The sequence below is a fragment of the Nocardia sp. IBHARD005 genome, assembly GCF_052814245.1.
The window spans coordinates 2,723,215-2,745,876 of sequence record NZ_CP199935.1 but is presented as its reverse complement, the minus strand read 5'-3'; the positions used below and the strand labels follow the sequence as shown (position 1 = coordinate 2,745,876).

The 22,662-nt window shown below is 67.7% G+C and carries 22 protein-coding genes; 12 read left to right on the top strand and 10 right to left on the bottom strand.

What is annotated here, in order from left to right:
* Nucleotides 1–2 precede the first annotated feature (2 nt).
* From ACTWPB_RS12840 to dapE, 4 genes are all read right to left on the bottom strand, one after another.
* The gene (locus tag ACTWPB_RS12840; protein WP_446225873.1) at nt 3–554 is read right to left on the bottom strand and encodes an LOG family protein; all 552 of its coding nucleotides are present in this window, start codon (nt 552–554) and stop codon (nt 3–5) included.
* Complete coding sequence (locus tag ACTWPB_RS12835; RefSeq protein WP_446225872.1) at nt 551–1,342, bottom strand: LOG family protein; 792 nt, start codon at nt 1,340–1,342, stop codon at nt 551–553. The genes ACTWPB_RS12840 and ACTWPB_RS12835 overlap by 4 nt, the downstream gene beginning before the upstream one ends.
* Nucleotides 1,343–1,413: 71 nt before the next feature.
* The gene (locus ACTWPB_RS12830; RefSeq protein ID WP_446225871.1) at nt 1,414–2,241 is read right to left on the bottom strand and encodes a TIGR02452 family protein; all 828 of its coding nucleotides are present in this window, start codon (nt 2,239–2,241) and stop codon (nt 1,414–1,416) included.
* A 43-nt stretch (nt 2,242–2,284) separates the two neighbouring features.
* A complete protein-coding gene (gene dapE / locus ACTWPB_RS12825) occupies nt 2,285–3,379 on the bottom strand; it encodes a succinyl-diaminopimelate desuccinylase (RefSeq protein WP_446225870.1) in 1,095 nt (364 codons plus the stop codon).
* 193 nt (nt 3,380–3,572) lie between these two features.
* Here dapE and dapD point away from each other — a divergent pair, with 193 nt between their 5' ends.
* The 4 genes from dapD (at nt 3,573) to ACTWPB_RS12805 (ending at nt 7,402) form a co-directional block, all read left to right on the top strand.
* Nucleotides 3,573–4,523: a 2,3,4,5-tetrahydropyridine-2,6-dicarboxylate N-succinyltransferase gene (dapD, locus tag ACTWPB_RS12820; RefSeq protein WP_446225869.1), complete on the top strand. Its 951-nt coding sequence runs from the start codon at nt 3,573–3,575 to the stop codon at nt 4,521–4,523.
* Nucleotides 4,524–4,692: 169 nt separating this feature from the next.
* Complete coding sequence (locus ACTWPB_RS12815; protein ID WP_446225868.1) at nt 4,693–5,310, top strand: hypothetical protein; 618 nt, start codon at nt 4,693–4,695, stop codon at nt 5,308–5,310.
* A gap of 137 nt (nt 5,311–5,447) precedes the next feature.
* On the top strand, nt 5,448–6,527 hold the full coding sequence (locus tag ACTWPB_RS12810; protein ID WP_446225867.1) for an NAD(P)/FAD-dependent oxidoreductase: 1,080 nt from the start codon (nt 5,448–5,450) through the stop codon (nt 6,525–6,527).
* The gene (locus tag ACTWPB_RS12805; protein ID WP_446225866.1) at nt 6,524–7,402 is read left to right on the top strand and encodes an RNA polymerase sigma-70 factor; all 879 of its coding nucleotides are present in this window, start codon (nt 6,524–6,526) and stop codon (nt 7,400–7,402) included. Before ACTWPB_RS12810 ends, ACTWPB_RS12805 begins: the two co-directional genes overlap by 4 nt.
* Here the strand turns inward: ACTWPB_RS12805 and ACTWPB_RS12800 are convergent.
* Nucleotides 7,377–7,766 carry a PPOX class F420-dependent oxidoreductase gene (locus ACTWPB_RS12800; RefSeq protein WP_446225865.1) on the bottom strand — a complete coding sequence of 130 codons (390 nt, stop codon included), beginning with the start codon at nt 7,764–7,766 and terminating at the stop codon, nt 7,377–7,379. The genes ACTWPB_RS12805 and ACTWPB_RS12800 overlap by 26 nt on opposite strands.
* A gap of 155 nt (nt 7,767–7,921) precedes the next feature.
* Here ACTWPB_RS12800 and ACTWPB_RS12795 point away from each other — a divergent pair, with 155 nt between their 5' ends.
* Nucleotides 7,922–8,593, top strand: coding sequence for a molybdopterin-dependent oxidoreductase (locus ACTWPB_RS12795; protein WP_446225864.1), 672 nt, complete (start codon nt 7,922–7,924; stop codon nt 8,591–8,593).
* 89 nt (nt 8,594–8,682) lie between these two features.
* Here ACTWPB_RS12795 and ACTWPB_RS12790 read toward each other — a convergent pair whose 3' ends face one another.
* Nucleotides 8,683–10,110 carry an acyl-CoA synthetase gene (locus ACTWPB_RS12790; protein ID WP_446225863.1) on the bottom strand — a complete coding sequence of 476 codons (1,428 nt, stop codon included), beginning with the start codon at nt 10,108–10,110 and terminating at the stop codon, nt 8,683–8,685.
* Nucleotides 10,111–10,235: 125 nt separating this feature from the next.
* On the opposite strand from ACTWPB_RS12790, the gene ACTWPB_RS12785 reads away from it, so the two are divergent.
* Both ACTWPB_RS12785 and ACTWPB_RS12780 read left to right on the top strand, forming a co-directional pair.
* Nucleotides 10,236–11,087 carry an oxygenase MpaB family protein gene (locus ACTWPB_RS12785; RefSeq protein WP_446225862.1) on the top strand — a complete coding sequence of 284 codons (852 nt, stop codon included), beginning with the start codon at nt 10,236–10,238 and terminating at the stop codon, nt 11,085–11,087.
* Between the two features lie 223 nt (nt 11,088–11,310).
* Nucleotides 11,311–12,021, top strand: a complete 711-nt coding sequence (locus ACTWPB_RS12780; RefSeq protein ID WP_446225861.1) for a hypothetical protein — start codon at nt 11,311–11,313, stop codon at nt 12,019–12,021.
* Between the two features lie 26 nt (nt 12,022–12,047).
* Here ACTWPB_RS12780 and ACTWPB_RS12775 read toward each other — a convergent pair whose 3' ends face one another.
* The 3 genes from ACTWPB_RS12775 to fdxA all read right to left on the bottom strand — a co-directional run bounded on the left by ACTWPB_RS12775 (nt 12,048) and on the right by fdxA (nt 15,406).
* Nucleotides 12,048–13,763, bottom strand: a complete 1,716-nt coding sequence (locus ACTWPB_RS12775) for a protein kinase domain-containing protein (protein WP_446225860.1) — start codon at nt 13,761–13,763, stop codon at nt 12,048–12,050.
* 198 nt (nt 13,764–13,961) lie between these two features.
* A complete protein-coding gene (gene dapC / locus ACTWPB_RS12770) occupies nt 13,962–15,047 on the bottom strand; it encodes a succinyldiaminopimelate transaminase (RefSeq protein ID WP_446225859.1) in 1,086 nt (361 codons plus the stop codon).
* Between the two features lie 35 nt (nt 15,048–15,082).
* Nucleotides 15,083–15,406 (bottom strand): ferredoxin, encoded by a 324-nt coding sequence (fdxA, locus tag ACTWPB_RS12765; protein ID WP_056813450.1) that lies wholly within the window; start codon nt 15,404–15,406, stop codon nt 15,083–15,085.
* A gap of 283 nt (nt 15,407–15,689) precedes the next feature.
* On the opposite strand from fdxA, the gene ACTWPB_RS12760 reads away from it, so the two are divergent.
* From ACTWPB_RS12760 to ACTWPB_RS12750, 3 genes are read left to right on the top strand one after another with little or no spacing between them, the layout of a single operon-like run.
* A complete protein-coding gene (locus ACTWPB_RS12760; RefSeq protein ID WP_446225858.1) occupies nt 15,690–16,529 on the top strand; it encodes an SH3-like domain-containing protein in 840 nt (279 codons plus the stop codon).
* 29 nt (nt 16,530–16,558) lie between these two features.
* The gene (gene scnC / locus ACTWPB_RS12755; protein ID WP_446225857.1) at nt 16,559–17,266 is read left to right on the top strand and encodes a thiocyanate hydrolase subunit gamma; all 708 of its coding nucleotides are present in this window, start codon (nt 16,559–16,561) and stop codon (nt 17,264–17,266) included.
* 12 nt (nt 17,267–17,278) lie between these two features.
* The gene (locus ACTWPB_RS12750; RefSeq protein WP_446225856.1) at nt 17,279–17,623 is read left to right on the top strand and encodes a thiocyanate hydrolase; all 345 of its coding nucleotides are present in this window, start codon (nt 17,279–17,281) and stop codon (nt 17,621–17,623) included.
* A 2-nt stretch (nt 17,624–17,625) separates the two neighbouring features.
* On the opposite strand, the gene ACTWPB_RS12745 is transcribed toward ACTWPB_RS12750, so the two are convergent.
* Entirely contained in the window at nt 17,626–20,226 is a 2,601-nt protein-coding gene (locus tag ACTWPB_RS12745; RefSeq protein WP_446225855.1) for a bifunctional FO biosynthesis protein CofGH, read from the bottom strand.
* A 150-nt stretch (nt 20,227–20,376) separates the two neighbouring features.
* Here ACTWPB_RS12745 and ACTWPB_RS12740 point away from each other — a divergent pair, with 150 nt between their 5' ends.
* Entirely contained in the window at nt 20,377–20,877 is a 501-nt protein-coding gene (locus ACTWPB_RS12740; protein WP_446225854.1) for a PH domain-containing protein, read from the top strand.
* Entirely contained in the window at nt 20,874–22,658 is a 1,785-nt protein-coding gene (locus ACTWPB_RS12735; protein WP_446225853.1) for a PH domain-containing protein, read from the top strand. Before ACTWPB_RS12740 ends, ACTWPB_RS12735 begins: the two co-directional genes overlap by 4 nt.
* The last annotated feature ends 4 nt before the right edge of the window (nt 22,659–22,662 follow it).

The following is a 22,662-nucleotide window of genomic DNA, read 5'->3' as shown; positions in this document are numbered from 1 at the left end:
TCCTACTGTGCGGCCGCGGCCGGATCCAGCGCGGCGAACGCTGAGGGCAGGTCGGTGGCCACGATGAGTCGCTCACGTGCCTGCCGCGGCACAATTGTGCGCTCGGACAGTTCATCGATCCAGCGGAACAGGCCGTCGTAGAAGCCGTTCGCGTTCAGCAGCACAACCGGTTTGGTGTGCTCACCGAGGTAGCCGCCGGTCCAGGTCTCGAACAGTTCCTCGAGTGTCCCGATGCCGCCCGGCAGGGCGAGGAACGCGTCGGCGCGGGCTTCCATCAGCTGTTTGCGCTGGCGCATCGTGTCGGTGACGAGCAGTTCGCCGGCGTCGACATCGGCGACTTCCTTGTGCACCAGATGTTTCGGGATCACCCCGATGGTGTGCGCGCCACCGGCCCTGGCCGCGGTAGCGACCGCGCCCATCATCGACACATGCCCCCCGCCGGAGACCAATTGCCAACCGCGCCGGGCGATTTCGGTGCCGACGCGCGCGGCGACGCTGATCAGGTCGGGATCGGTGGTGCTGGCGGAGCAGTAGACGCAGATGGAGTAGCTCACCACTGATCCTCGGTGCCGAGACGCTCGATGTCGGCGTGGTTGCCGGTTTCGCCCTGGATGATCCGCACGACCTCGTCGACGCTGTCGGTGACCTGGATCAGATCGAGATCGGTGGGCGAGATCTTGCCCGAGCCCGCCAGCGAACTGCGCATCCAGTCGACCAGACCGGACCAGTAGTCGGTCCCGAACAGGATGATCGGGAACCGGGTGATCTTGCGGGTCTGCACCAGGGTGAGTGCCTCGAACAGTTCGTCGAGGGTACCGAAGCCACCGGGCAGGCAGACGAAGGCCTGGGAGTACTTCACGAACATCGTCTTGCGGACGAAGAAGTACCGGAAGTTGATCCCCAGATCCACCCACTCGTTGAGCCCCTGCTCGAACGGCAGCTCGATCCCGAGCCCGATCGAGTAGCCGCCCGCCTCGGAGCAACCACGATTGGCCGCCTCCATCGCGCCCGGCCCGCCGCCGGTGATCACCGCGAAACCGGCCTCGGACAGCGCCGTGCCGATCGCCTTGCCCGCCACGTACTCGGGATGACCGGGGCTGGTGCGGGCCGATCCGAACACCGTGACCGCGGGCGGGATCTCCGCGAGCGCGCCGAAACCCTCGACGAACTCGGCCTGGATCCGCAGCACCCGCCACGGATCGGTATGCACCCAATCGCTGTCCTGCCGGGTGTCGAGCAGGTTCCGGTCAGCGGTCCGCACGCCGGGCTTGCGCTCCCGGCGGAACATCACCGGACCACGGAACTTCGGTTTGACCTTCCCAACCTGTTCATCAGCGGACATGACCCCAACTTACTGTGTCGGATTCCGGGCACGGGCGCGCGCTTCTCGATGACCCCTACCCGCACTCGGATCTACTCTGCCGCGAAGACGGTTCGGAAGGTAGTGCGGATGGTCTCGCCACGGGTCCGGTCCAGTATTGCGAAGGTGATCTCATCGAAGTGCCCATTGAACCGCCCACCATCGGCTAGCAGTGCATGGAAGGCACTGGCCACCATGCCTGGGTCGTTGCCGTAGGCGCCGCAACCCCAGGCGCCCAGTACCAAACGCCGGTAGCCGACCGCTGTTTCGAGAATGCGCTCGGCACGGGTGGCCAGCACTGCGGGTATTCGATACGCCTCGCTCGCCAGCTCCCGCATGATCACGGTGGTCCGGGGCGCCGGGCAAGTGAGGAAGCCGACCGTATAGGGGCTGTCGAGCAGGACGCCCGTGTCGTCGCGGAAGACAGGCACAGCGGGAGACAGGATCACGCGGTCGCTGTAGAAAGGGTCCGGTGTGCTTCGGTGGTGCTCGTAGTATTGCGGCACGGCCAGCAGGGTGGTGTACAGCGCCGACGCTCGGCACAGGGCTTCTTCTTGGGTGCGAGCGCCGGCGAGGTAGTGGCCGCCGGGATTACGTGCGGACGCGAAATTCAGGACGGCGACCGGCTCCGGATCGGTATCGTGCATCCGGAGCGCCGCAGCGAGGCTGCTCTCCCCGGTCACCGTGATGACGGTGGTGGCCTCGCTGCGGGTGATGACCGGGACCGGGTCGGGGCCGTACATCCGGGTGCCCTGGACGGCGGCTTGCACCCTCGATGTCAACGAGACATAGTGTCCGCCGGGCGTCAGGTAACCGCCGGCTGCGATGATCCGCTCGTTGTCGGCAGCGATGGCTCGCAGGCGATCTTCTTCTGCGGTCATGAATGTGTGGTTCCTCTGATTCAAGGTTTCCCCGTCATTGCCCTCAGGCGCGCGACAGGTAGGTCCGCAGCATCGCGGTGACGGCGGTGATCTGGCCGAGCGGGACGTGCTCGTCGCGTTTGTGGGCGAGGTTGGGGTCGCCGGGGCCGAAGTTGACGGCGGGGATGCCGCGGGCGGCGAAGCGGGAGACGTCGGTCCAGCCGTATTTGGCGCGCACGCCGCCGCCACCGTGGGCGTTGACGGAGTCGATGAGGGTGCGGGCGGCGGGGGCGGTCAGGCCGGGGAGCGCGCCGGGTGAGGAGTCGGTGATGTCGAAGGCGATGTCGAGTCCGTCGAAGACCTCGCGGACATGCGCGATGGCCTGCTCGACGGTGCGGTCGGGGGCGAAACGGAAGTTCACATCCACCTCGGCGACATCGGGCACCACATTGCCCGCGACCCCACCCGAGACCCGCACGGCCGACAGACCCTCGCGGTACACGCAACCGTCGATATCGACCTCGCGCGCCGCATAGGCCGACAACCGCGCCAGCACCGGTGCGAGACCGTGAATCGCGTTCTCCCCCAGCCATGCTCGCGCCGAATGCGCGCGTACACCCGAGGTGGTCAATCGCACCCGCAAGGTGCCCTGGCATCCGGCTTCGATCCAACCGGCCGATGGTTCACCGAGAATCGCCAAATCACCTTCGAGCCATTCCGGCAATTCGCGCTCGATATGTCCGAGGCCGTTGAACTCCGCGGCGATCTCCTCGCCGTCGTAGAAGATCAGCGTCAAATCGTGGGCCGGATCGGCGATCGTGGCGGCCAGGTGCAGGAATACCGCGTCGCCGGACTTCATATCGACTGTGCCACAACCGAACAGCACCGCTTCACCGTCGACTTCATCCGGCCGGCTCGGCAGATTGTCCGCGATCGGCACGGTATCCAGATGGCCCGCCAGAATCACCCGTGTCGGCAGTCCTCGCTGTGTCCGCGCCAGCACCACGTTCCCGTGCCGCAGCACTTCGAACCCGGTGGTCTGATCCCGCAACGCCTGCTCGACCAGATCCGCGATCTTCGCCTCGTCGAGCGAAACACTCGGCACGTCGACGAGGGCGGCGGTCAGCTGGATGGGATCGGCACGCAAATCGAGGGTCACATCTCGACAGTAGTACGGCGATGGGGTTGAACGACCCCCACACGGGACGGGACCGGCGTAATCGTGCAATCCGGCTGCCGCCAGTCAGAAAACTGACTGGGAACGGTCGAAGTGCACGATCAGGCCGGTCTGAGTGGCCCGACGCACAGGGGTCGCGGAACACGCACAGACGTTCACGCTGCAAGATAGGGCTGTGAGTATTCAGGGAGCAACTGCAGTCGGTATCGCCAATGTGACCTCGGACGGGACCGTCCTCGATACCTGGTACCCCAGCCCCGCGCTGGGCGAGTTCACCGAGACCGGCTCCCAGCGCCTCGACGCCGCCGAGGTGCCCGAGTTCGCCGAACTCCTCGGCGTTGACGCGGCGCGTGGGGTCGAGGTCGTCGCGGTGCGCACCACGATCGCGGACCTGTCGGCCGCCCCGGCCGACGCGCACGAGGTGTACCTGCGCCTGCACCTGCTCTCGCATCGTCTGGTCCAGCCGCACGGCCTGAACCTCGACGGCCAGTTCGGCCTGCTCAGCAATGTCGTGTGGACCAACCACGGCCCGTGTGCGGTCGACGGCTTCGAGCAGACCCGCCTGAAGCTGCGCGCCCGCGGCCCGGTGACGGTGCTCAGCGTCGACAAGTTCCCCCGCCTGGTCGACTACGTGGTCCCGTCCGGTGTGCGCATCGGTGACGCCGACCGGGTCCGCCTCGGGGCGCACCTCGCCGCGGGCACCACCGTGATGCACGAGGGCTTCGTCAACTTCAACGCGGGCACCCTCGGCAACTCGATGGTCGAGGGCCGTATCTCGGCGGGCGTCGTGGTGGGCGACGGCTCCGATGTGGGCGGCGGCGCCTCCATCATGGGCACCCTGTCCGGCGGCGGCACCCAGGTCATCTCGGTCGGCGAGCGTTCGCTGCTCGGCGCCAACTCCGGGCTCGGCATCTCGCTCGGCAACGACTGCGTGATCGAGGCGGGCCTCTATGTCACCGCGGGCACCAAGGTCACCGGACCCGACGGCACCGTGGTCAAGGCGGCGAGCCTGTCCGGTCAGGACAACCTGCTGTTCCGCCGCAATTCCACCACCGGCGCCGTCGAAGTCGTTGCGCGCAAGGGCACCGGCGTCGAACTGAATGCCGCATTGCACGCCAACGATTGATCTTCCGAATTGCCGGGCCGATCGGCCCGGCAATTCTGCGCGCCAGTCACAATTCAGCAAATATTGCGGTTTCATGACAATGAACCCGAATGTGCGACAAGCAATTTCGCACGCTAACCTTCGTTTCGCTGCTCCGATCAGGACAGTGACAAAGCGGAGGGATTGAAGAATGAAGTTCGGAAAGATCACTACTGCTGTTTTCATGGCGGTCGCCGCGGTGGGGATTACCGCTGCCACTGCTCACGGTGCGCCCGCGGTGGCCACCGAGCAGCCCGCTGTAGTGGCTTCGGGGGGCGTGACTTCTGGCGTGACGCACGGAATCAACTACCAGACCACGGTGTCCCCGGCTGACAAGACCGTCACCTGGGCCGTCGACAACGGCAAGTTCGAGGTCGCCGCCGACGGCGCCTCGGTGCTGCTCAAGACCGCCGACGGCGTGACCGTCGACCAGGCGCCGCTGCGCTCCGAGGTCGCCGGCCTGCCGATCGCCGTGAACCAGCAGATCAGCGAGGACGGCCGCACCGTCAAGCTGACCTCCACCATGGCGCCCGAGGATTCCGCGAAGCTGAGCAACGTCGCGGAACTGAAGGACATCAGCTCCTACGACCGGCTGATGGCGCAGGTCAACAAGAACCTGCCCGGCGTCGTCATCGGCGGCATCCTCGGCGCGTTCATCCCGTTCCTGTGGCTGATCACCATTCCGGCCGGAATGGTCATCGGCGGCTACGTGATGGGCGGCCAGGAATTCCTGGATGCCGTGATCGCCTTCGCGACCGGTCAGCCCTGATCTGACATCGCGGTAAGGAAAGGCCTCGTACTTCTGCGGAGTGCGGGGCCTTTCTGCCGTGATGCACGTCACCGTCACAAACGCGCGCCGAGCCGCATCCCATGGTCGAAAGCAACCGTCCATGGCAGGAGGCACAGATGAACATCGTGGTTATCGGCGCAGGGTACGCGGGCACTGGCGCGGCGAATCGGCTGAGCCGCAAGGCCCCTGACACTCGGATCACCGTGATCAATCCGCGCGGCGAATTCGTCGAACGGGTGCGGTTGCACGAGCAGATCGCGGGCAGCGGGACCGCGGCCCGGCCGCTCACCGAGATGCTCCGGGCCGGCATCGCGGTCGAGACAGCGAGCGTGGACAAGATCGGCGATGGTGTTGTCACCCTCGACGACGGCCGGACCCTTGCCTTCGATCACGCGATTCTCGCGGCGGGCAGCATCGCCAACCCGCTACCCGGTGCGATCGCGGTCGGTACGTGGGAAGGGGCCGAACAGGCACGAACCGCGCTCGAGGCGCTGCCCGCCGGCGGGATCGTCTCGGTGATCGGTGGTGGGCTGACCGGGATCGAGACCACGGCCGAGATCGCCGAAGCCCGTCCGGACCTGCGTGTACGGCTGGTGAGCAGCACGGTTGGCGCCGCGCTCTCGGCGGGTGGGCAGCGGTATATCCGCGACACGCTGGCCCGGCTGAACGTGGAGATCGTGGCCGACCAGATCGACGAGATCGACGGCACGACGCTGCGACTGGGCTCGGGCACCGAACTCGATTCCGACCTCACCCTCTGGGCCATCATCGCCGCGGTGCCCGACCTTGCCGCCCGCAGCGGACTCGCCGTGGACGCCGATGGCCGAGCCCTGGTCGACGCCACTCTGCGCAGTGTCACCGATCCACGCGTCTTCGCTGTCGGCGATTGCGCGGCCGTGCCCGGCATGCGTATGGCCTGCGCCACCGCCGCTCCCCAAGGCGCGCACGCGGCGGATACGCTGGCCGGAATGATCAAAGGGCGTGCGGCGCGGCCGTTCTCGATGGGCTATGCCGGGCAGGGTATGAGCCTGGGGCGGCACGACGCCCTGCTGCAGACAACCGACCGCGCGGACAACGCCTATCGGCTGTTCTTCGGCGGGCGCTTGACCGCGTTCGGCAAGGAGCTCGTCAGCCGCTACGCCGCCTACGCCGCGCGGACCGGCCGCAGCGTGTGGATGGGCGGCCCGAAGCAGTGATCCAGGCACACGTCGACACCTTCACCGAGAACCGGCGGCTGCTGTTCTCGATCGCCTACGAGATCCTCGGTTCGGTGGTCGACACCGAGGACGTCCTGCACGACAGCTACCTGCGCTGGCGCGAGGTCGACCTCGCGCTGGTCGAGAACCCGCGCGCTTACCTGGCGCAGATCGTCACCCGTCAGTCGCTGGGCGTGCTGCGGTCCACCGCCCGCAGGCGCGAGGAGTACATCGGGCCGTGGCTGCCCGAGCCGCTGGCCACCGAGGCCGACGGCGGGGTCGAGCATGTGCTGACCGGCGAGGCGGTGACCACCGCGATGCTGCTCGTGCTGGAAACGCTCACGCCGGTGCAGCGCGCGGTGTTCGTGCTGCGCGAGGTGTTCGCGTTCGATTACCCGGAGATCGCCGCGGCGGTGGACAAATCGGAAGCCGCTGTGCGGCAGCTGAACCAGCGTGCCCGCAACCGGGTGCACGCGGCACGCCACACCGCCATCGCCACTCCCGCGCAGGCCCAGTCGGTGGTCGAGAAATTCTCGATCGCGGCCGCCACCGGCAATGTGCAGGCACTGATGGACGTGCTCGCTCCGGATGTGGTGTTCCTCGGTGACGGCGGCGGTGTGGTGAACGCGGTGCGCAGGCCCGTGCGCGGCCAGGACAAGGTGGCCCGGCTGGTCATCGGGTTGCTCGCGAAGGGTCAGCGGCTCGGCGTTCTCGGCGCGCACCTGGGCATCTACAACGCGATGCCCTCGATCCTGGCGACCGTCGACGGCGTGCTCGACCAGGTGACCTCCATCGAGGTCACCAATGGTCGCGTCACCGCGATCTACTCCATGCGAAACCCCGAAAAGCTCAGTGCTGTGCGGGTTCCGGGATGAGGCCGAAGGCGATAACCCGGTCGGGGTGGATCCGGATGAGCGCATCGGGCTGATCGCCCATGTAGGACTCCACGCCGGTCAGCGCCTCGGCGGTGCCGCGGATCTCGAGGCAGCGCACCCGCCACGGCTGCACCGAGGCGATGTCGTCGACGACGAAGGCGACCCGGGCGTTGTCGGCCAGATTGCGGAACTTCTTGGAGGCGGCCATGTTCCAGCCCGCGATGTCGATGGTGCCGAGTTCGGCGTTGTAACGGAAGCCGACCGGGTTGTTCTGTGGCGAGCCGTCGGCGCGGACCGTTGCCAACCGCCCGAGCCGTTGGGTCGACAGGTACGCGAGATGTTCCGGTGTCAGCGTTGCGCTCATGCATCGACACTAAAACCTCGAGTGCTGTCGAGGTCAAGGGACCATCGAGGACGAGGGGGCGTGCGCACCGTCGTGCGATGCGCGCCGCCCCTCGACCTCGCGCCATCGGCGCGCTATGCTGACAGTTATACGGAACCGTATACTGGAGGTTCGACATGACACTTCCCCCTGGTCAACGCGCGATCGACGGCTTCCCCCGGTTCGGCACGCACCTCCATCACCCACCGCCGCAGATCCCGGCCGACCCGGTGATCGAGCTCGGTGGCGCCCTCACCGAGCCCCTCACGCTCACCGAGTCCGACCGCGCACAACTGCCTCGCCGCGAGCTCGCCGCCGACTTCCACTGCGTCGCAGGCTGGTCTGCCACCGACCTGCTGTGGGAAGGAACCACTTTCGAGACCCTCTACCGCCTGCGGGTCGAACCGCTGCTCGCGCCGGGCGTTTCGATCACCCACATCGTCTTCCAGGGTTTCGACGGCTACCGATCGGTCGCTGTGTTCGAGGACGCCATGGCCGACGACGTGCTCATCGCCGACCGCCTCGACGGGCAGCCACTCACCAGCGACCACGGCGCTCCGGTACGGCTGGTGAGTCCGAGCCAGTACGGCTTCGTCAACACAAAGCACCTGTGCCGCATCGAATTCCACACCTCGGCACCACCGGACCCCGACCGGTTCTCACCGCTGGCCGCACACCCGAGGGCTCGTGTCTGGGCGGAGGAACGCCACCGCTACCTGCCCGGTCGCGTAGTGCGACCCATCTACCACCGACTGATCAGCCCGATCCGCGCGCTGAGCGCACGCGGGAGTCGCAAACCCCCCGGGTGAATCCGGCACCGGGACAATTCACCTCGCGCCCGTAGCCGGCCCTTCCAGAGCCCGCCGCCGGAGCCGCTCTCGGACCGAGCTACTTCGCGTCAGGCCAGCAGCTTCTTCTGCACCTTGCCCATCGCATTGCGCGGCAGCGAGTCGGCGAAGCGAACCTCGCGCGGGCGCTTGTGGGCCGAAAGCTGTTCGCCCACATAGGCGGTGAGCTCGATGCCGAGCGCGTCGGAACCCCCGTCGCGCGCGACGACGAAGGCAACGATCCGCTGACCCAGATCGTCATCGGGCAGCCCGACCACGGCGACCTCGGCGACCGCCGGATGTCCGAGCAGCGCGGTCTCGATCTCCCCCGCGCCGATCCGGTAGCCGCCGGATTTGATGAGGTCGATCGACTCGCGCCCGACGATCCGATGGAACCCGTCGGCATCGATGACCGCCACGTCACCGGTGCGGAACCACCCGTCCTCGGTCCAGTCCCGCGCGCTGGCCTCGGGCCGATTCCGGTACCCGTCGAACAGCATCGGCCCACGGACCTGCAGACCACCGATGCTCACACCGTCGCGCGCGACGGGCTCACCGGCTTCATCGCGCAGCCTCGTTTCGACGCCGCGCACCGGCGTGCCGACCCAGCCGGGCCTGCGCTCACCGTCGGCCCGGGTGGACAGCGTGATCATGGTTTCGCTCATCCCGTACCGCTCCACCGGTGCTTGCCCGGTGAGTTCGGCCAGCTTCTCGAACACCGGCACCGGCAGCGGCGCACTGCCCGAGACGAGCAGCCGTGCCTTACCCAGTTCCTTTGCCAGTTCGGGCTTTTCGACCACCCGCGACCAGACCGTCGGCACCCCGAAATACAGGCTGCCGCCCGCTGCCGCGTACGCCTCGGGTGTCGGCTTGCCGGTGTGGATCACCGGACTACCGACCCGCAACGGCCCGAGCAGCCCGAGGATCAGCCCGTGGACGTGGAACAGCGGTAGCCCGTGCACCAGTGTGTCCTTCCACGTCCACGCCCACGCCTCGGCCAGCGCGTCGAGCCCGGCGGCGATCGCGCCGCGGCTGAGCATCACGCCCTTGGGCGCCCCGGTGGTTCCCGAGGTGTAGAGGATGAAGGCGATCGCCGCCGGATCGGGCTCGGGATAGGTATGCCACGAGCGTGCGTGCAGCCGCACCGGCACCACCGGCAGACCCGTGCCCTCCGGCGCCGGGCCCAGCCAGGCCTGCGCACCCGAATCGCGCAGAATGTGCTCGCGTTCGGCGGTTCCGGAGTCCGGTGGCACCGGAACGACGGTCACGCCCGCGATCAGGCAACCGACCACGGCGATCACGGTGCGCAGGGTCGGCTCGGCCAGCACCGCGACGCGGTCGGCACGGGCGATGCGTTCGGCCACCGATGTTGCCGAACCCAGCAGATCGCTGCGCGACACGGTGGCATCATCGATGGTGACGGCGTCGGGAATGTCATCCCCGGCGGCGACGGCGGCCGGATTCAGCGAAGCGAGCAGCAGCGGCGGACCATAGGGCATCTGTCAACGCTAACGCGACGTGGTTCGGGGAACGTCGGCGCCGCTGTCGTTGACACCCCGGCGACATGATGAGACATTCAATGTATAACTCTCTCACGCTCTCTTCGACGAAAACGGGGTCAACGATGACCATCCTGTCGCGCTCGCGTTCACAGCGGTCCGAACCGGCACAATTCGACATCCGCGACTACATCGACGGCTCCGCCGCCTTCTACGGCGCGACCGCCAACGTGATCATGCAGCTCAGCCTCGCACCCGTCGGCTACGGCGTCGCGGAATCGACAGTGCACAGCGGCAGCATCATGGAGCACCCGGTGAAGCGCACCCGGACCACGCTCACGTACCTGTCCGTGGCGCTGATGGGCACCGACGCCGACCGCGCGGCCTACCGCACCGCCATCAACGGCGCGCACCGCCACGTCCACTCCACCGCCGACAGCCCGGTGCAGTACAACGCCTTCGACAAGAACCTGCAGCTGTGGGTGGCCGCGTGCCTGTACTGGGGCTCGATCGACGTGATGGATCGCCTCTACGGGCCCGTCGACGACGCCACCGCCGACACCTTCTACGACTACGCCCACTACCTCGGCACCACCCTGCAGGTGCCTCGCGAGATGTGGCCCGCCGATCGCGCCGCCTTCGACGCCTACTGGTCCGAGCACTTGCCGCTCACCAGCGTCGACCCCACGATCAAGGCCTACTTCGACGACCTGCTCGACCTGAGGATGGTGAACCCGCTCCTGCGTCTGCTCTTCGCCCGCTTCCACCGCTGGTTCACCACCGGACTGCTCCCGCAACACCTCCGAGACGAACTCGGCCTCTGCTGGACTCCGGCCGACGAACGCACACTGAACCGCCTGATGCGCACCACCGGCACCGTCACCGGCCGGATGCCCCGCCTCCTGCGCAACTTCCCCTTCAACGCCACCCTCGCCGACATGCGCCGCCGCCACCGGCGAGGCAAGCCGCTGATCTGACCCACCTCGCGCTCCGGCTGCCGGCACCGGCAGCCGGAGCGCGAGGTCAGCGCAGATCGTCGGCGATGATCCGCTCGATATCGCGCTCGGCCAGCGCGGTGATCGTGACGAACGGGTTGACGCTGGTATTGCCGGGCCTTACCGCGCGCCTCACTCGCCGACCGGCGGCATTCGGGTTTCATTCCCACGACCGCAACGCCGTCGTACGAATCGGAGGACGCTCGTGAGCATTCGAACAGTGACCTGGTGTGTGGCGGCGGCCGCCGTCGGCCTCATGGCGGCCGCACCCGCCGCCCACGCCGACGAGGACCCCACGACGGTGCCGCCACGAACCGCCATTTCGCTGCGGATGCCAGGCGGATTCGCCTGGGGCACAGCCAACGAGCACGAATCGCGGTCGGCCCTGTCGATGTCCAAGCTCTACATCGTCGACTACGCGCTGCGCCACGGCGACGGTTCATCGGAGGACCGCGCACTGTCGGAACGGATGATCCGCGACTCCGACGACGGCGCCGCCACCCAGCTGGCAGGCAAATACCCGCAAGCGATCGAAGCGACCGCGAGCGAATACGGACTGCGCCAGACCCACGGCACCGCCGACTGGGGCCGGTCGAGTACCAGCACCGCCGACATCACCGAATTCCTGGCCGCCAAGCAGCGCACCGATGCCGGTTCGCCGATCTTCGAGTGGATGGCGGGTGCGAGCAATACCGCCGCCGACGGCACGCCCCAGAACTGGGGCACCGCCCAGCTCCCCGGCGTGCAGGGCAGCAAGTGGGGGTGGTCCGATATCGGCGCCCCCGAGGTGGCTTCCGCGTCGTTCGGACCCAGCTTCTCGGTCGCCGCGCACACCTACGGCACCCCGGCCGACCAGTCCGCGGATGTGCTCGACGCCGTGCCCGCGCTGATCCTGCGCCTGGCCGGAGCGTATTGATCCAGTCCATGGTGCGGTAGCCGGCGTCAGAAGGGGGCTTGCTGCCACCAGTTGTCGCGGGTCTCCTCGAAGGAACGACCCGGCCACGACACCTCGACCACCGAGTTCGCGCTGAACACATTGCCGCGTTCCCTGGCCGCGAGAGTGAACGGTGCGGCGGGGTCGCGGGGGCGGTAGGCGGCGAGGCTGGTGTGGTGCAGCTCCCGGGTGGCGTCCTCGGTGGTGTGCCGCAGGAGATAGGCATCGGCATCGGCGGCGTTCGGGTACTCGGTGTACCAGGCGATGAGTCCGTCGGCGTCGGTGCAGGTGATCTGCCGCAGCGGCGCCGGATCGCCCGGCAGCACGACCAGCGACGGGGTTGCCGAACAGTTCGCCTCGCGCCAGCCGCGCCCGGTCGGCCCCGACGGGATCAACTCGGTGAACCCCGAGGCAACCGACGCATGCGCACCCCAGGTGGGCGGCGGCGGAACTCGATTCGGGCGCAAGAACTTCCAGTAGATCGCACCGGCTCCGACGACGCCGACCCCGGCGACCAGCGCCAGCACGAGCAGGCTCACCGCGAGTACCCGCCACCGTGAGGAGACGGCCCGCTGCGCTGACCGCTCACGGCGCAGCGGCACCACCGGAACCGGCCCGCCGGCACCGGCAGCCGCTTCCCCGAAACGCGGAATCGACCCGGAACCAACAGGGTTCAGGTTGCCGCCGTGGTACGCGGCTGCCTGCGGAACAGAGTGTGGCGTGCTGACGAGGGTCGGGTTCAGCGAATTCGCGTCAGGATCGGCCGACCACTGTTCCCGGCCGGCAGGCGGCGCCTCGGACGAAATAGCGGAACCGCTTGCCGCGCGGCCGACTTCCTGAACAAGCAGCGGCTGGGAACCGCCGACACCCTGCGACCCGAGATCGGCACGAGTCAGTGCCACTGTCGCCGCGCGAGCGAATTCCTCGCAGCTGGTGAATCTTTCGGCGGGCTCCTTCGCCATGGCCCGCGCGATGACCGCGTCGATTCCGGGCGGCAGGTCGACGATCATCGCGGACGCGCGAGGCACCGGCTTGGCCAGGTGGGCGGCGACCACCGCGCCGGGATTCTCTGCGGGAAACGGGCTTTCGCCGGTGAGCAGCGTAAAGAGGGTGCAGCCGAGCGAGTACTGGTCGGCGCGGTGGTCGACCGGGGCGCCCGAGAGTTGTTCGGGCGAGGCGTAGGCGAGGGTGGCGAGGAAGGCTCCGGTGCGGGTGAGTTGGCGGGCGTCGCCACGGAGTCGGGCGATGCCGAAGTCGGTGAGCAGGACACGGTCACCGGTGCGGCTGGGTGCCAGCAAGATGTTGGCGGGCTTCACATCTCGGTGCAGTACACCGCGATCGTGGGCGTAGTCCAGCGCTTCGGCGGTCTGGGCGATGATGCCGACCGCCCGAACCGGATCCAGTGGCTCACCGCGGAACACCGAGGCATCGCGGCCGTCGACGTACTGCATGGAAATCCACATCAGCCCGTCGTCGACCCCACGGTCGAGCACCGACACGATGCCAGGGTGGTCGAGATGGGCCGAGACATCGGCCTCGCGCTCGAACCGGCCGCGGACCTCGTGGTCGGAATACAGTTCGCGATTCAGCAGTTTCAGCGCGACCCGCCGGGGCAGTCGAGGATGCGCCGCCAGATACACGGTGCCCATTCCACCCCGGCCGAGCAGCCGATCGATTCGATACTCCGCGAACACCGTGCCCGCCTCGAACTCCACCCCGTGCATTCGTTGCGAGCCTTTCGATCCGGTACCGCGCCGATCCGCCCGACCCTGCTGGGCCCAGGCGCGGTGCGTTCGTCAGTCTATTCGCGCATGGCCGAAGTGCAGTCGCAGGTGTGCCCAACCGATCCGGCCGCCGACGCGCGAGATGCGTTGCGGACAGACGAAACCCCGGGCACGATCACGGCCCGGGGTGCGTCCTGCTCAGGACAGGCGCGCGGCCGCTTCGGCGATGCGCTCGTCGGTGGCGGTCAGTGCGATGCGCACGTGTTCGGGTGAACGGGGACCGTAGAAATCGCCGGGGGCGGCGAGGATTCCACGTTCGGCGAGCCAGTCGAGAGTGATGCGGCACGGTTCGCCGCGGGTGGCCCACAGGTACAGACCCGCCTCGGAGAAATCGATGCGGAAACCCGCCTGCCGCAAGGCGTTTCGCAGGATCTCGCGGCGGGCGCGGTAACGCTCGCGCTGCTGCGCCTCGTGCACGTCGTCGCTGAGCGCGGCGGTCATCGCGGCCTGGATCGGGAACGGCATGATCATGCCGGAGTGCTTGCGCACCTCGAGCAGTTCGGCCACCAGTTCCGGGTCACCGGCGATGAAACCGGCGCGGTAGCTGGCCAGGTTCGAGGTCTTCGACAGGGAATGGATGGCCAGCAGGCCGGTGTGGTCGCCGTCGCAGACGCGCGGGTCGAGGATCGAGACGGCCTCGCCCTCCCAGGTCAGGCCCAGGTAGCACTCGTCGGAGGCGACGACCGCGCCGCGCTCGCGAGCGAACGCCACCACCTTGCGCAGGTGCTCGACGGGCAGCACCTTGCCGGTGGGGTTCGAGGGCGAGTTCACGAAGATCAGCGCCGGATTCTGCGGGCCGATCTGGGTGAGACCGTCTGCGCGCCAGGGCTTCGCGCCCGCCAGCAACGCGCCGACCTCGTAGGTCGGGTAGGCGATCTCGGGGATCACCACCAGATCGTCGGAGCCGGCACCGAGCAGCCGCGGCAGCCCGGCGATCAGCTCTTTCGTGCCGAGCACCGGCAGCACCGCCGCCGGATCGACACCGGTGACGCCGAACCTGCGCGCCAACGCGGCGACGACGGCGGAGCGCAGCTCCGGGGTGCCGTGCGTGGTCGGATATCCGGGAACAGCCGCCACCGAACCCAAGGCCGCCTGGATCAGCGGATCGACCGGGTCAACGGGGGTGCCGACGGACAGGTCGACAAGACCACCCGGATGGGTGGCCGCCTTCTGTTTGACCGCGGCGATGGTGTCCCAGGGGAAGTCGGGCAGCAGGCTGCTCACCCGGCCCCCCCGGGTGTGGGTGGGCACCCCTGTGCTCACTCTTCGGCCATCGGGGGCAGCGCCTTGATGAAGGCGGGGTCGAAGTCGACCACACCGACCTTGGTCGCGCCACCGGGGGATCCCAGTTCGTTGAAGAAGTCGACGTTGGCGTTGATGTAACCGCTCCACTGATCCGGAGTGTCGTCCTCGTAGAAGATCGCCTCCACGGGGCAGACCGGCTCACACGCACCACAGTCCACGCACTCGTCGGGTTGGATGTAGAGCATGCGACCGCCCTCGTAGATGCAATCCACGGGGCATTCCTCGATGCACGCCTTGTCCTTCACGTCAACGCACGGTTCAGCGATGATGTACGGCACTGCCGTTCTCCTAGTCTGTCCTCACCTGCGGTGATACTCCGCCCACGCAACCCTAGCGTGATCCTGGCCCTCGGCGCAGGTCAGCCTGCCCTAACTGCCGCCGGTCATGACGTCGTCGACGCTGCCCGACCCCTCCGGTTCGCCCGGTCAACCGATTGTCAGCACCGGGGACCGGGTTTCGCCCTTTACCTGCGCAACATCGAGGCTTAGATTTGTTCTCGGAAATCGTTGCACACAGCGGATCCCCTCGCGTCACGGAGACCGCGCGACGAAGGGAACCGTTATGAGTACGGCGCAAGAGCGTGCGGCCGCGCTGGACCTGGTAGCCCGGCTGAAGTCGTCCTATCCCGAGCTTCCGAACGCGCCCACCCCCGATCTGCTCGATCACGACCGCCTATGGGCGTATTTGAAAACCGATCACGATGTGGGCGGTGAGCCCGACGCCCCGATCGCGTACGAGAACAAGCAGTACGAGCTGTGGGAGCACAACACCTATGTGATCTGCGAGGTGCTCGCCTGGCGTGGGATCTGGCTCTCCGAGGAACGGCGCCGGATCGGCAATGTCGATCTCGGGCGCGCGATGTACCTGGGTCTGCCCTACTACGGCCGATGGCTGCTCGCCGTCGCGCGTGTCCTGGCCGAGAAACACCACATCGGCCTGACCGAACTGAGTGAACGCATGGTCGAGGTCGAGGCGCGCTACGCGGGCGGTCTGGCCGGGAAGACCCTGGCCGCCGAGCCGAAGTTCGAAGGCGACGGCTCCCAGGTCGCGCGCAATCGTCATCACCTCGAGGCGGTCGGCAAGGGCGATCCGCAAGTGTTCGCCGGTCGGGCCGGCAAGGCGCGGTTCGAGGTCGGCGATCCCGTGCGGGTCAGGGAACTGCCCGCGCTGTTCTACACCCGCACCCCGGAGTACGTACGCGGCGCGGTCGGGCGGATCGTCGCGCTCGCCTACGAGAGTCCGGCACCGGAAGACGAGACGTGGGACCGGCCCGACGCGGTGCCCGAGTGGTTCTACGTCGTCGAGTTCGACCTCGCGACCTTGTGGCACGGCTACACCGGGACCAGCGCCGACATCTTGCGCACGGAGATCCCCGAACGCTGGCTCGAGCCAACCACCTGAACCGATCATCCTGCCCAGAAAGGGATTCCATGACCGGGCACGACCACGATCACGACCACGAACGCACGGTGGCCCCGATGGTCGACGAGATCACCGATTTCGAAGTGCTGGAGATCGCGTTGCGCGAGCTGTGTATCGAGAAGGGCATCTTCACCGCCGAACAACACCGGCGGTTCACCGAATTCGCCGAACAGATCGGCCCGGCTCCCGCTGTCCACCTCGTGGCACGCGCCTGGCTGGATCCCGACTTCAAGGCACTCGCGCTCGCCGAACCGATGACCGCGAGCAAAGAGGTCGGGGTGGACTGGCTGGAGCCGACCGGTTTCGGCACACCGAGCGACTTCACCGCCTTCTCCATCCTCGAAGACACCCCGACGCTGCACAACGTGATCGTGTGCGCGTTGTGTTCGTGCTACCCGCGACCGATTCTGGGCAACTCCCCCGAGTGGTATCGCACACCGAATTACCGGCGGCGGATGGTGCGCTGGCCACGCCAGGTGCTCTCCGAGTTCGGACTCGACCTGCCCGCGAATGTGGCTGTGCGCGTACAGGACTCGAACCAGAAGCACCGATTCATGGTGCTGCCCCTGCGTCCCACGGGTACCGACGGCTGGAACGAGGATCAGCTCGCGGAGATCATCACCCGCGACTGTTTGATCGGCGTCGCGCTGCCCACACCGGGTGTGACCACGAATGTGGTCACCTACACCCGGCCTGCCATCCACCCGGCGACCTGACGGAGCGCGACTATGAGCACACCCGAGATCGCCACGCTGCGGGCCATCGTCGAACGCGACCAGGTATGGCCGAGGATGGCCGCCACGTACGGGGTGAGCAATCCCGTGCCGCCGTGGAAGACCAGCCTGGACGGCCTCTGCGACGCACTCGATCACGCGCGCTGCGCAGCGCCGATCCCGAATTTCCAGAACCGGCGCGACGACGAGGATTCGCTGTCGGCGACCGTCTATGCCGGCCTGCCCTATCCCGAGAACCAGCTCGTCGCCCTGGCGCATTCCCTCGTGACGCGCGGCATCATCGACGAGAAGGAACTGCAGGATCGGCTCGTCAGCGTTCGGGCCCGGCTGCAATCCTGACCTCAGCCGATCGAGAGCGGCAGCGGCACCGCCTTCGATTCGACCTGTCCGTAGGTCGTGGTGCGCTCACGGACCGGACGGTCGATGCCCGCCGCGATCTCGGTGAGTTCGGCGACGGTCTTGGCTGAACCGTGCTGGGAGCCCGCCATCCTGGAGATGGTCTCCTCCATCAGCGTGCCACCCAGATCGTTGGCGCCGCCGGTGAGCATGGCCTGGGTGCCGAGAGTGCCCAGTTTCACCCAGCTGGTCTGGATGTTGTGGATGCGCCCGTGCAGCATGATGCGGGCCAGGGCGTGGACCGCGCGGTTGTCGCGGTTGGTCGGTCCGGGTCGAGCCGCGCCCGCGAGGTACAGCGGCGCGCTCTGGTGGACGAACGGCAGCGGAACGAACTCGGTGAAGCCGCCCGTCTCGTCCTGGATGCCGCGCAGCACACGCAGGTGACCTACCCAGTGCTTCGGGTTGTCCACATGGCCGTACATCATCGTCGAGCTCGACGGGATGCCCAGCTGGTGGGCGGTGGTAATGACCTCGATCCAGGCGGAAGTGGGGAGTTTGCCCTTGGTGAGGACCCAGCGGACCTCGTCGTCGAGGATTTCGGCGGCCGTTCCGGGGATCGAGCCCAATCCGGCCTCTTTCAGCGCCGAAAGCCAGTCGTGGATGCTCTGGCCGCCGCGCGAGGCGCCGTTGACGATCTCCATCGGGCTGAACGCGTGGACGTGCATCGACGGGACGCGGGCCTTGATGGCCCGGACCAGATCGGCGTAACCGGTGACGGGGAGTTCGGGGTCGATGCCGCCCTGCATGCAGATTTCGGTGGCGCCGTCGACGTGGGCTTCCCACGCGCGATCGGCGACCTCGCCGGTGCTGAGGGTGAAGGCGTCGGCGTCGCCCTTGCGCTGAGCGAAAGCGCAGAAGCGGCAGCCGGTGTAGCAGATATTGGTGAAGTTGATATTGCGGTTCACCACGTAGGTGACCTCGTCGCCGGAAACCTCGCGCCGTAGCGAATCAGCGAGTGCGGCAACGGCTTCCATATTGGCACCGTCGGCGGTGGCCAAGGCCAGGTACTGGTCGTCGGTGAGTCCCGCCGGGTCCTTCTCGGCGGCACGCAGGGCGTCGAGTACCTCGGAATCGAGGCGCTCGGGTGCCACGACGGCCAGGTCACGGGCGTGTTCGCGGATCGTCTCCCAGTCACCGAACGCGCCGACGACCTCCTGACCGAGCCCGGAATCGCTGCGGCTGTCGGTGTTTCGGCCCTCGGTGTCGATGGCGGTGTTCAGGTCGACGCGGCCGGCCGAATCCCATGACTCGTCCGGCTCCTGCCAGGGCAGGCCGACCGGCATGGCATCGGGCCTGGCCAGCCCGGTCGCGGGATCGGTGAGCGCGCCGACGTGCGCGCCGATGCGCGGATCGATCCACGGGTGGCCCGCGCGAACGTATTTCGGGTGCGCGGAGGTGCGCTCGACGAGGGTGAACCCGGCCGCCTCGGTGATCTCGCGCAGGGTATCCAGGTTCGGCCACGGCCGTTCGGGGTTCACGTGGTCGACCGTCACCGGCGACACCCCGCCCCAGTCGTCGATACCCGCGTCGATCAATGCCCGGCAATCACTGTGCGACACCAGGTTCGGGGGTGCCTGCACCGGAACATCCGGTCCCAGAAGCAATCTCGTCACCGCGACGGTTGCCAGGAACTCCGCGACGCCCGCGTCGGGAACATCGCGCATGGCGGTGTCGTCCTTGGCCCGGAAGTTCTGCACGATCACTTCCTGGATGTGCCCGAATTCCCTGTGCTGCTGACGAATCGCCATGATCGACTCGGCGCGCTCGGTGAGATTCTCACCGATGCCGACCAGGATGCCGGTGGTGTAGGGCACCGAGAGCCTGCCCGCGTCGGTGATCGAACGCAGCCGGACCGCGGGATCCTTGTCGGGGCTGCCGTAATGGCACTCGCCCTTGTCGGTGAACAGCCTGGTGGCCGTGGTTTCGAGCATCATGCCCATGGACTGGGCGACGGGCTTGAGGCGGGAGATCTCGTTCCAGCTCATCACGCCGGGGTTCAGGTGCGGCAGCAGGCCGGTCTCCTCGAGTACGAGGATGGAGACGGCGCGCAGGTAGTCGAGGGTGGAGTCGTAGCCGCGTTCGTCGAGCCACTTCGCGGCCTCGGGCCAGCGGTCCTCCGGCCGGTCCCCGAGGGTGAACAGCGCTTCCTTGCACCCAAGGGCGGCACCCTGGCGGGCGATCTCGAGGACCTCGTCGGGTTCGAGGAACATGCCATTGCCCTCGGCGCGCAGCTTGCCCGGCACGGTGACGAACGTGCAGTAGTGACACTTGTCCCGGCACAGTTTGGTGAGCGGGATGAACACATTGCGCGAGTAGCTGATCGTGCGTGGGCGCCCCGCCGATTCCAGGCCCGCGTCACGGACTCTGGCGGCGCTGGCACACAGATCGATGAGGTCGTCGCCGGTGGCGTGCAGCAGGACGGTGGCCTCGTCGACGTTCAACGTGACGCCGTCGCGGGCCCGGCGCAGGGCCCGGCGCATCGCGGCGGGACTCGGCGGCGGCAGCGGAACGCTCGGCTTCGGAAGGTCGCTCACCCCGTCGATCATGCGCTACTTCTTCCCCGGACGTGTGGTCGGCTGCTCACGGGCCCGCGGCGGGCGCGGCGTGGTCGTCCTTGTCGAACGACAACCTCCCCCACGACCACGCATATTCCCGACGGGGTGAACTCGTCGCACGCGCATGGAACCATGGGCAGCATGTCGCTGCCACGCTCTACCATCCTCGCCGAACCGGCCTGGCGTCCGAGTTCCAAGGCCAAGCTGCTGTGGGCGTTGGAGAACGCGATCGGGGTGGTCGTGTTGTTCGTGGCGCTCGCGGTGTGGGCGATGTTCGATGGGGACCGTCGCGGGTGGCAGGTGCTCATCGGGCTGGTGCTCGTGGTGCTCGCGGTGGTCGCCGTCGTGGTGGTTCCGGTGTGGCGGTACGCGGTGCATCGGTGGGAGGTCACCGATGACGCCGTGTACACGCGGGTGGGGTGGCTGGACCAGGAGTCGCGGGTCGCGCCGATCTCGCGGGTGCAGACCGTGGACACCGAGCGTGGGCCGCTGGAACGGATCCTTGGACTGGCGACGGTCACCGTTACCACCGCGTCGTCGGCGGGGGCGGTGAAGATCAGTGCGCTCGACCTGCCGGTCGCCGAGGAGGCAGTGCTGCGGCTGACCGCCGTCGCCGCCCAGCACCGCGGCGACGCGACATGACCGCGCCCGCACGCACCGAGACCGGCTGGCAGCGCCTTGATCCGCGCATGCTGCTGGTGTACCCGGTCACCGAGATCATGAAATACATTCCGGTGGTGCTCGGTTCGATCATCGTCGGCACGACCAGTGGCAATCCGCTGTGGAGTTTGATCCCGGTGACACTCGTGGCGGCGTTCGGCGTCGCGCGGTGGTTCACCACCTCGTATCGGATCGATGCCGATCACGTGCAGTTACGCAGCGGGATCGTGCAGCGCCGGACGTTATCGGTGCCGCGCCCACGGATTCGATCGGTGGACGTGGAAGCCGATCTGCTGCACCGGATGCTCGGCTTGGCGGTGCTGGCCATCGGAACCGGGAAGCAGACCGGCAAGGGTGAGGAATTCAAGCTCGACGCGCTCGACACGAGTCAGATCCCGGCGTTGCGTACCGAATTGCTCGCGCACACCGGTCAACCCGCACCCGCGCACCTCGATAGCGCGGGGGCGCCTCATGTTTCGCAACCCGATGCCCACGCGGATTCCGGGGTGGAGATCGGGCACTGGCAGGCGGCGTGGGTGCGGTACGCGCCGTTGTCGCTGACCGGGCTGGCCGTCGTCGCGCCGATCGCGGGACTCGGCGCGCAGTACGGGCTCATCGACGTGGTATCGAAAAGTGCTGTCGTGCAACATCTCGACGACGACACCGCGATGATCGTGGTCATCGTCATCACCGGGTTGACCGTGTTGTCGCTGGTGCTGGTCAGTCTGGCCGCGTGCGCCCAGTACCTCGCCACGTGGTTCGGCCTGCGGGTGCACGACAACGGCGCCACCCTGCACCTGCGCCACGGCCTGTTCACCACCCGTCAGATCACCCTGGACCTGGCGCGGTTCCGCGGCGCCACCCTCAACGAACCACTCCTGCTGCGCGCCGCCAAAGCCGCCCAGCTCGAAATGATCATGACCGGCGAGAACCCTCGCCAGAAGATCCTCCCCCAGGCCCCACGTATCGCCGTCGAACGCACCCTCGGCGAACTACTCCGCACACGCCGACGCCCGCACGCCGACGCATCGACCGCCCCCGCACCGAACTCGACCTGGGCCCAGCACGACAAATCGACTGTCCCCACACCGAACTCGACCTGGCCCCGGCACGACGAATCGACTGTCGCCGTACCGAACTCGACCTGGGCCCGGCGCGACGAATCGAGCTCGGCGTCCGCCTTCACCGAAACCGACGACACCGAGCGCCCGGTCGCGACCTCCCTCACCAAAGGCGAGCCGACCCCAGTCCTCGCGAATTCGACTGCACCGCAACCGATCACTGGTACCGCCCTCGGCACCGTCGAGCTACACAGACACGGACCGGCCGCACGCCGTCGCCGCTACACCCGGGCCGCCTCGCCCGTCGGTGCCGTAGTCGTCGCCATGCTCGCCATCGTGCTCACGGGCGGTCACCTCCCACCGTGGACCTGGACGTTCCCGGTGGTCCTCGCCCTTGTGATGGCTGTCCTCGCCGAAGACCGCTACCGCGGCTTGGGCCACCGCGTACTCCCCGGCACCACCGGCCCGACCTGGCTGATCACCCGCCGCGGCAGCCTCGATCGCAATCGCGACTGTCTCGAAGCACCAGGCATCATCGGATGGACTGTGCGACAGACCTTCTGGCAGCGCCGAGCCGGACTCGCCACCGTCGTCGCGGCCACCGCGGCGGGCAAGAAGGCCTACCTGGTGGTCGACATCCCGATCGATCAGGCCGCCGCCCTCATCGAAGCAGTGACCCCGGGTCGACTGGGCGAACGCTGAAATG

What these genes read in the sequence shown, in the direction of transcription:
- ACTWPB_RS12835 (WP_446225872.1), bottom strand. Translation starts at nt 1,342, where the DNA reads ATGTCCGCTGATGAACAGGTTGGGAAGGTCAAACCGAAGTTCCGTGGT.
- ACTWPB_RS12830 (WP_446225871.1), bottom strand. Translation starts at nt 2,241, where the DNA reads ATGACCGCAGAAGAAGATCGCCTGCGAGCCATCGCTGCCGACAACGAG.
- ACTWPB_RS12815 (WP_446225868.1), top strand. Translation starts at nt 4,693, where the DNA reads ATGAAGTTCGGAAAGATCACTACTGCTGTTTTCATGGCGGTCGCCGCG.
- ACTWPB_RS12810 (WP_446225867.1), top strand. Translation starts at nt 5,448, where the DNA reads ATGAACATCGTGGTTATCGGCGCAGGGTACGCGGGCACTGGCGCGGCG.
- ACTWPB_RS12800 (WP_446225865.1), bottom strand. Translation starts at nt 7,766, where the DNA reads ATGAGCGCAACGCTGACACCGGAACATCTCGCGTACCTGTCGACCCAA.
- ACTWPB_RS12795 (WP_446225864.1), top strand. Translation starts at nt 7,922, where the DNA reads ATGACACTTCCCCCTGGTCAACGCGCGATCGACGGCTTCCCCCGGTTC.
- ACTWPB_RS12790 (WP_446225863.1), bottom strand. Translation starts at nt 10,110, where the DNA reads ATGCCCTATGGTCCGCCGCTGCTGCTCGCTTCGCTGAATCCGGCCGCC.
- ACTWPB_RS12785 (WP_446225862.1), top strand. Translation starts at nt 10,236, where the DNA reads ATGACCATCCTGTCGCGCTCGCGTTCACAGCGGTCCGAACCGGCACAA.
- ACTWPB_RS12775 (WP_446225860.1), bottom strand. Translation starts at nt 13,763, where the DNA reads ATGCACGGGGTGGAGTTCGAGGCGGGCACGGTGTTCGCGGAGTATCGA.
- ACTWPB_RS12760 (WP_446225858.1), top strand. Translation starts at nt 15,690, where the DNA reads ATGAGTACGGCGCAAGAGCGTGCGGCCGCGCTGGACCTGGTAGCCCGG.
- scnC (WP_446225857.1), top strand. Translation starts at nt 16,559, where the DNA reads ATGACCGGGCACGACCACGATCACGACCACGAACGCACGGTGGCCCCG.
- ACTWPB_RS12750 (WP_446225856.1), top strand. Translation starts at nt 17,279, where the DNA reads ATGAGCACACCCGAGATCGCCACGCTGCGGGCCATCGTCGAACGCGAC.
- ACTWPB_RS12745 (WP_446225855.1), bottom strand. Translation starts at nt 20,226, where the DNA reads ATGATCGACGGGGTGAGCGACCTTCCGAAGCCGAGCGTTCCGCTGCCG.
- ACTWPB_RS12740 (WP_446225854.1), top strand. Translation starts at nt 20,377, where the DNA reads ATGTCGCTGCCACGCTCTACCATCCTCGCCGAACCGGCCTGGCGTCCG.
- ACTWPB_RS12735 (WP_446225853.1), top strand. Translation starts at nt 20,874, where the DNA reads ATGACCGCGCCCGCACGCACCGAGACCGGCTGGCAGCGCCTTGATCCG.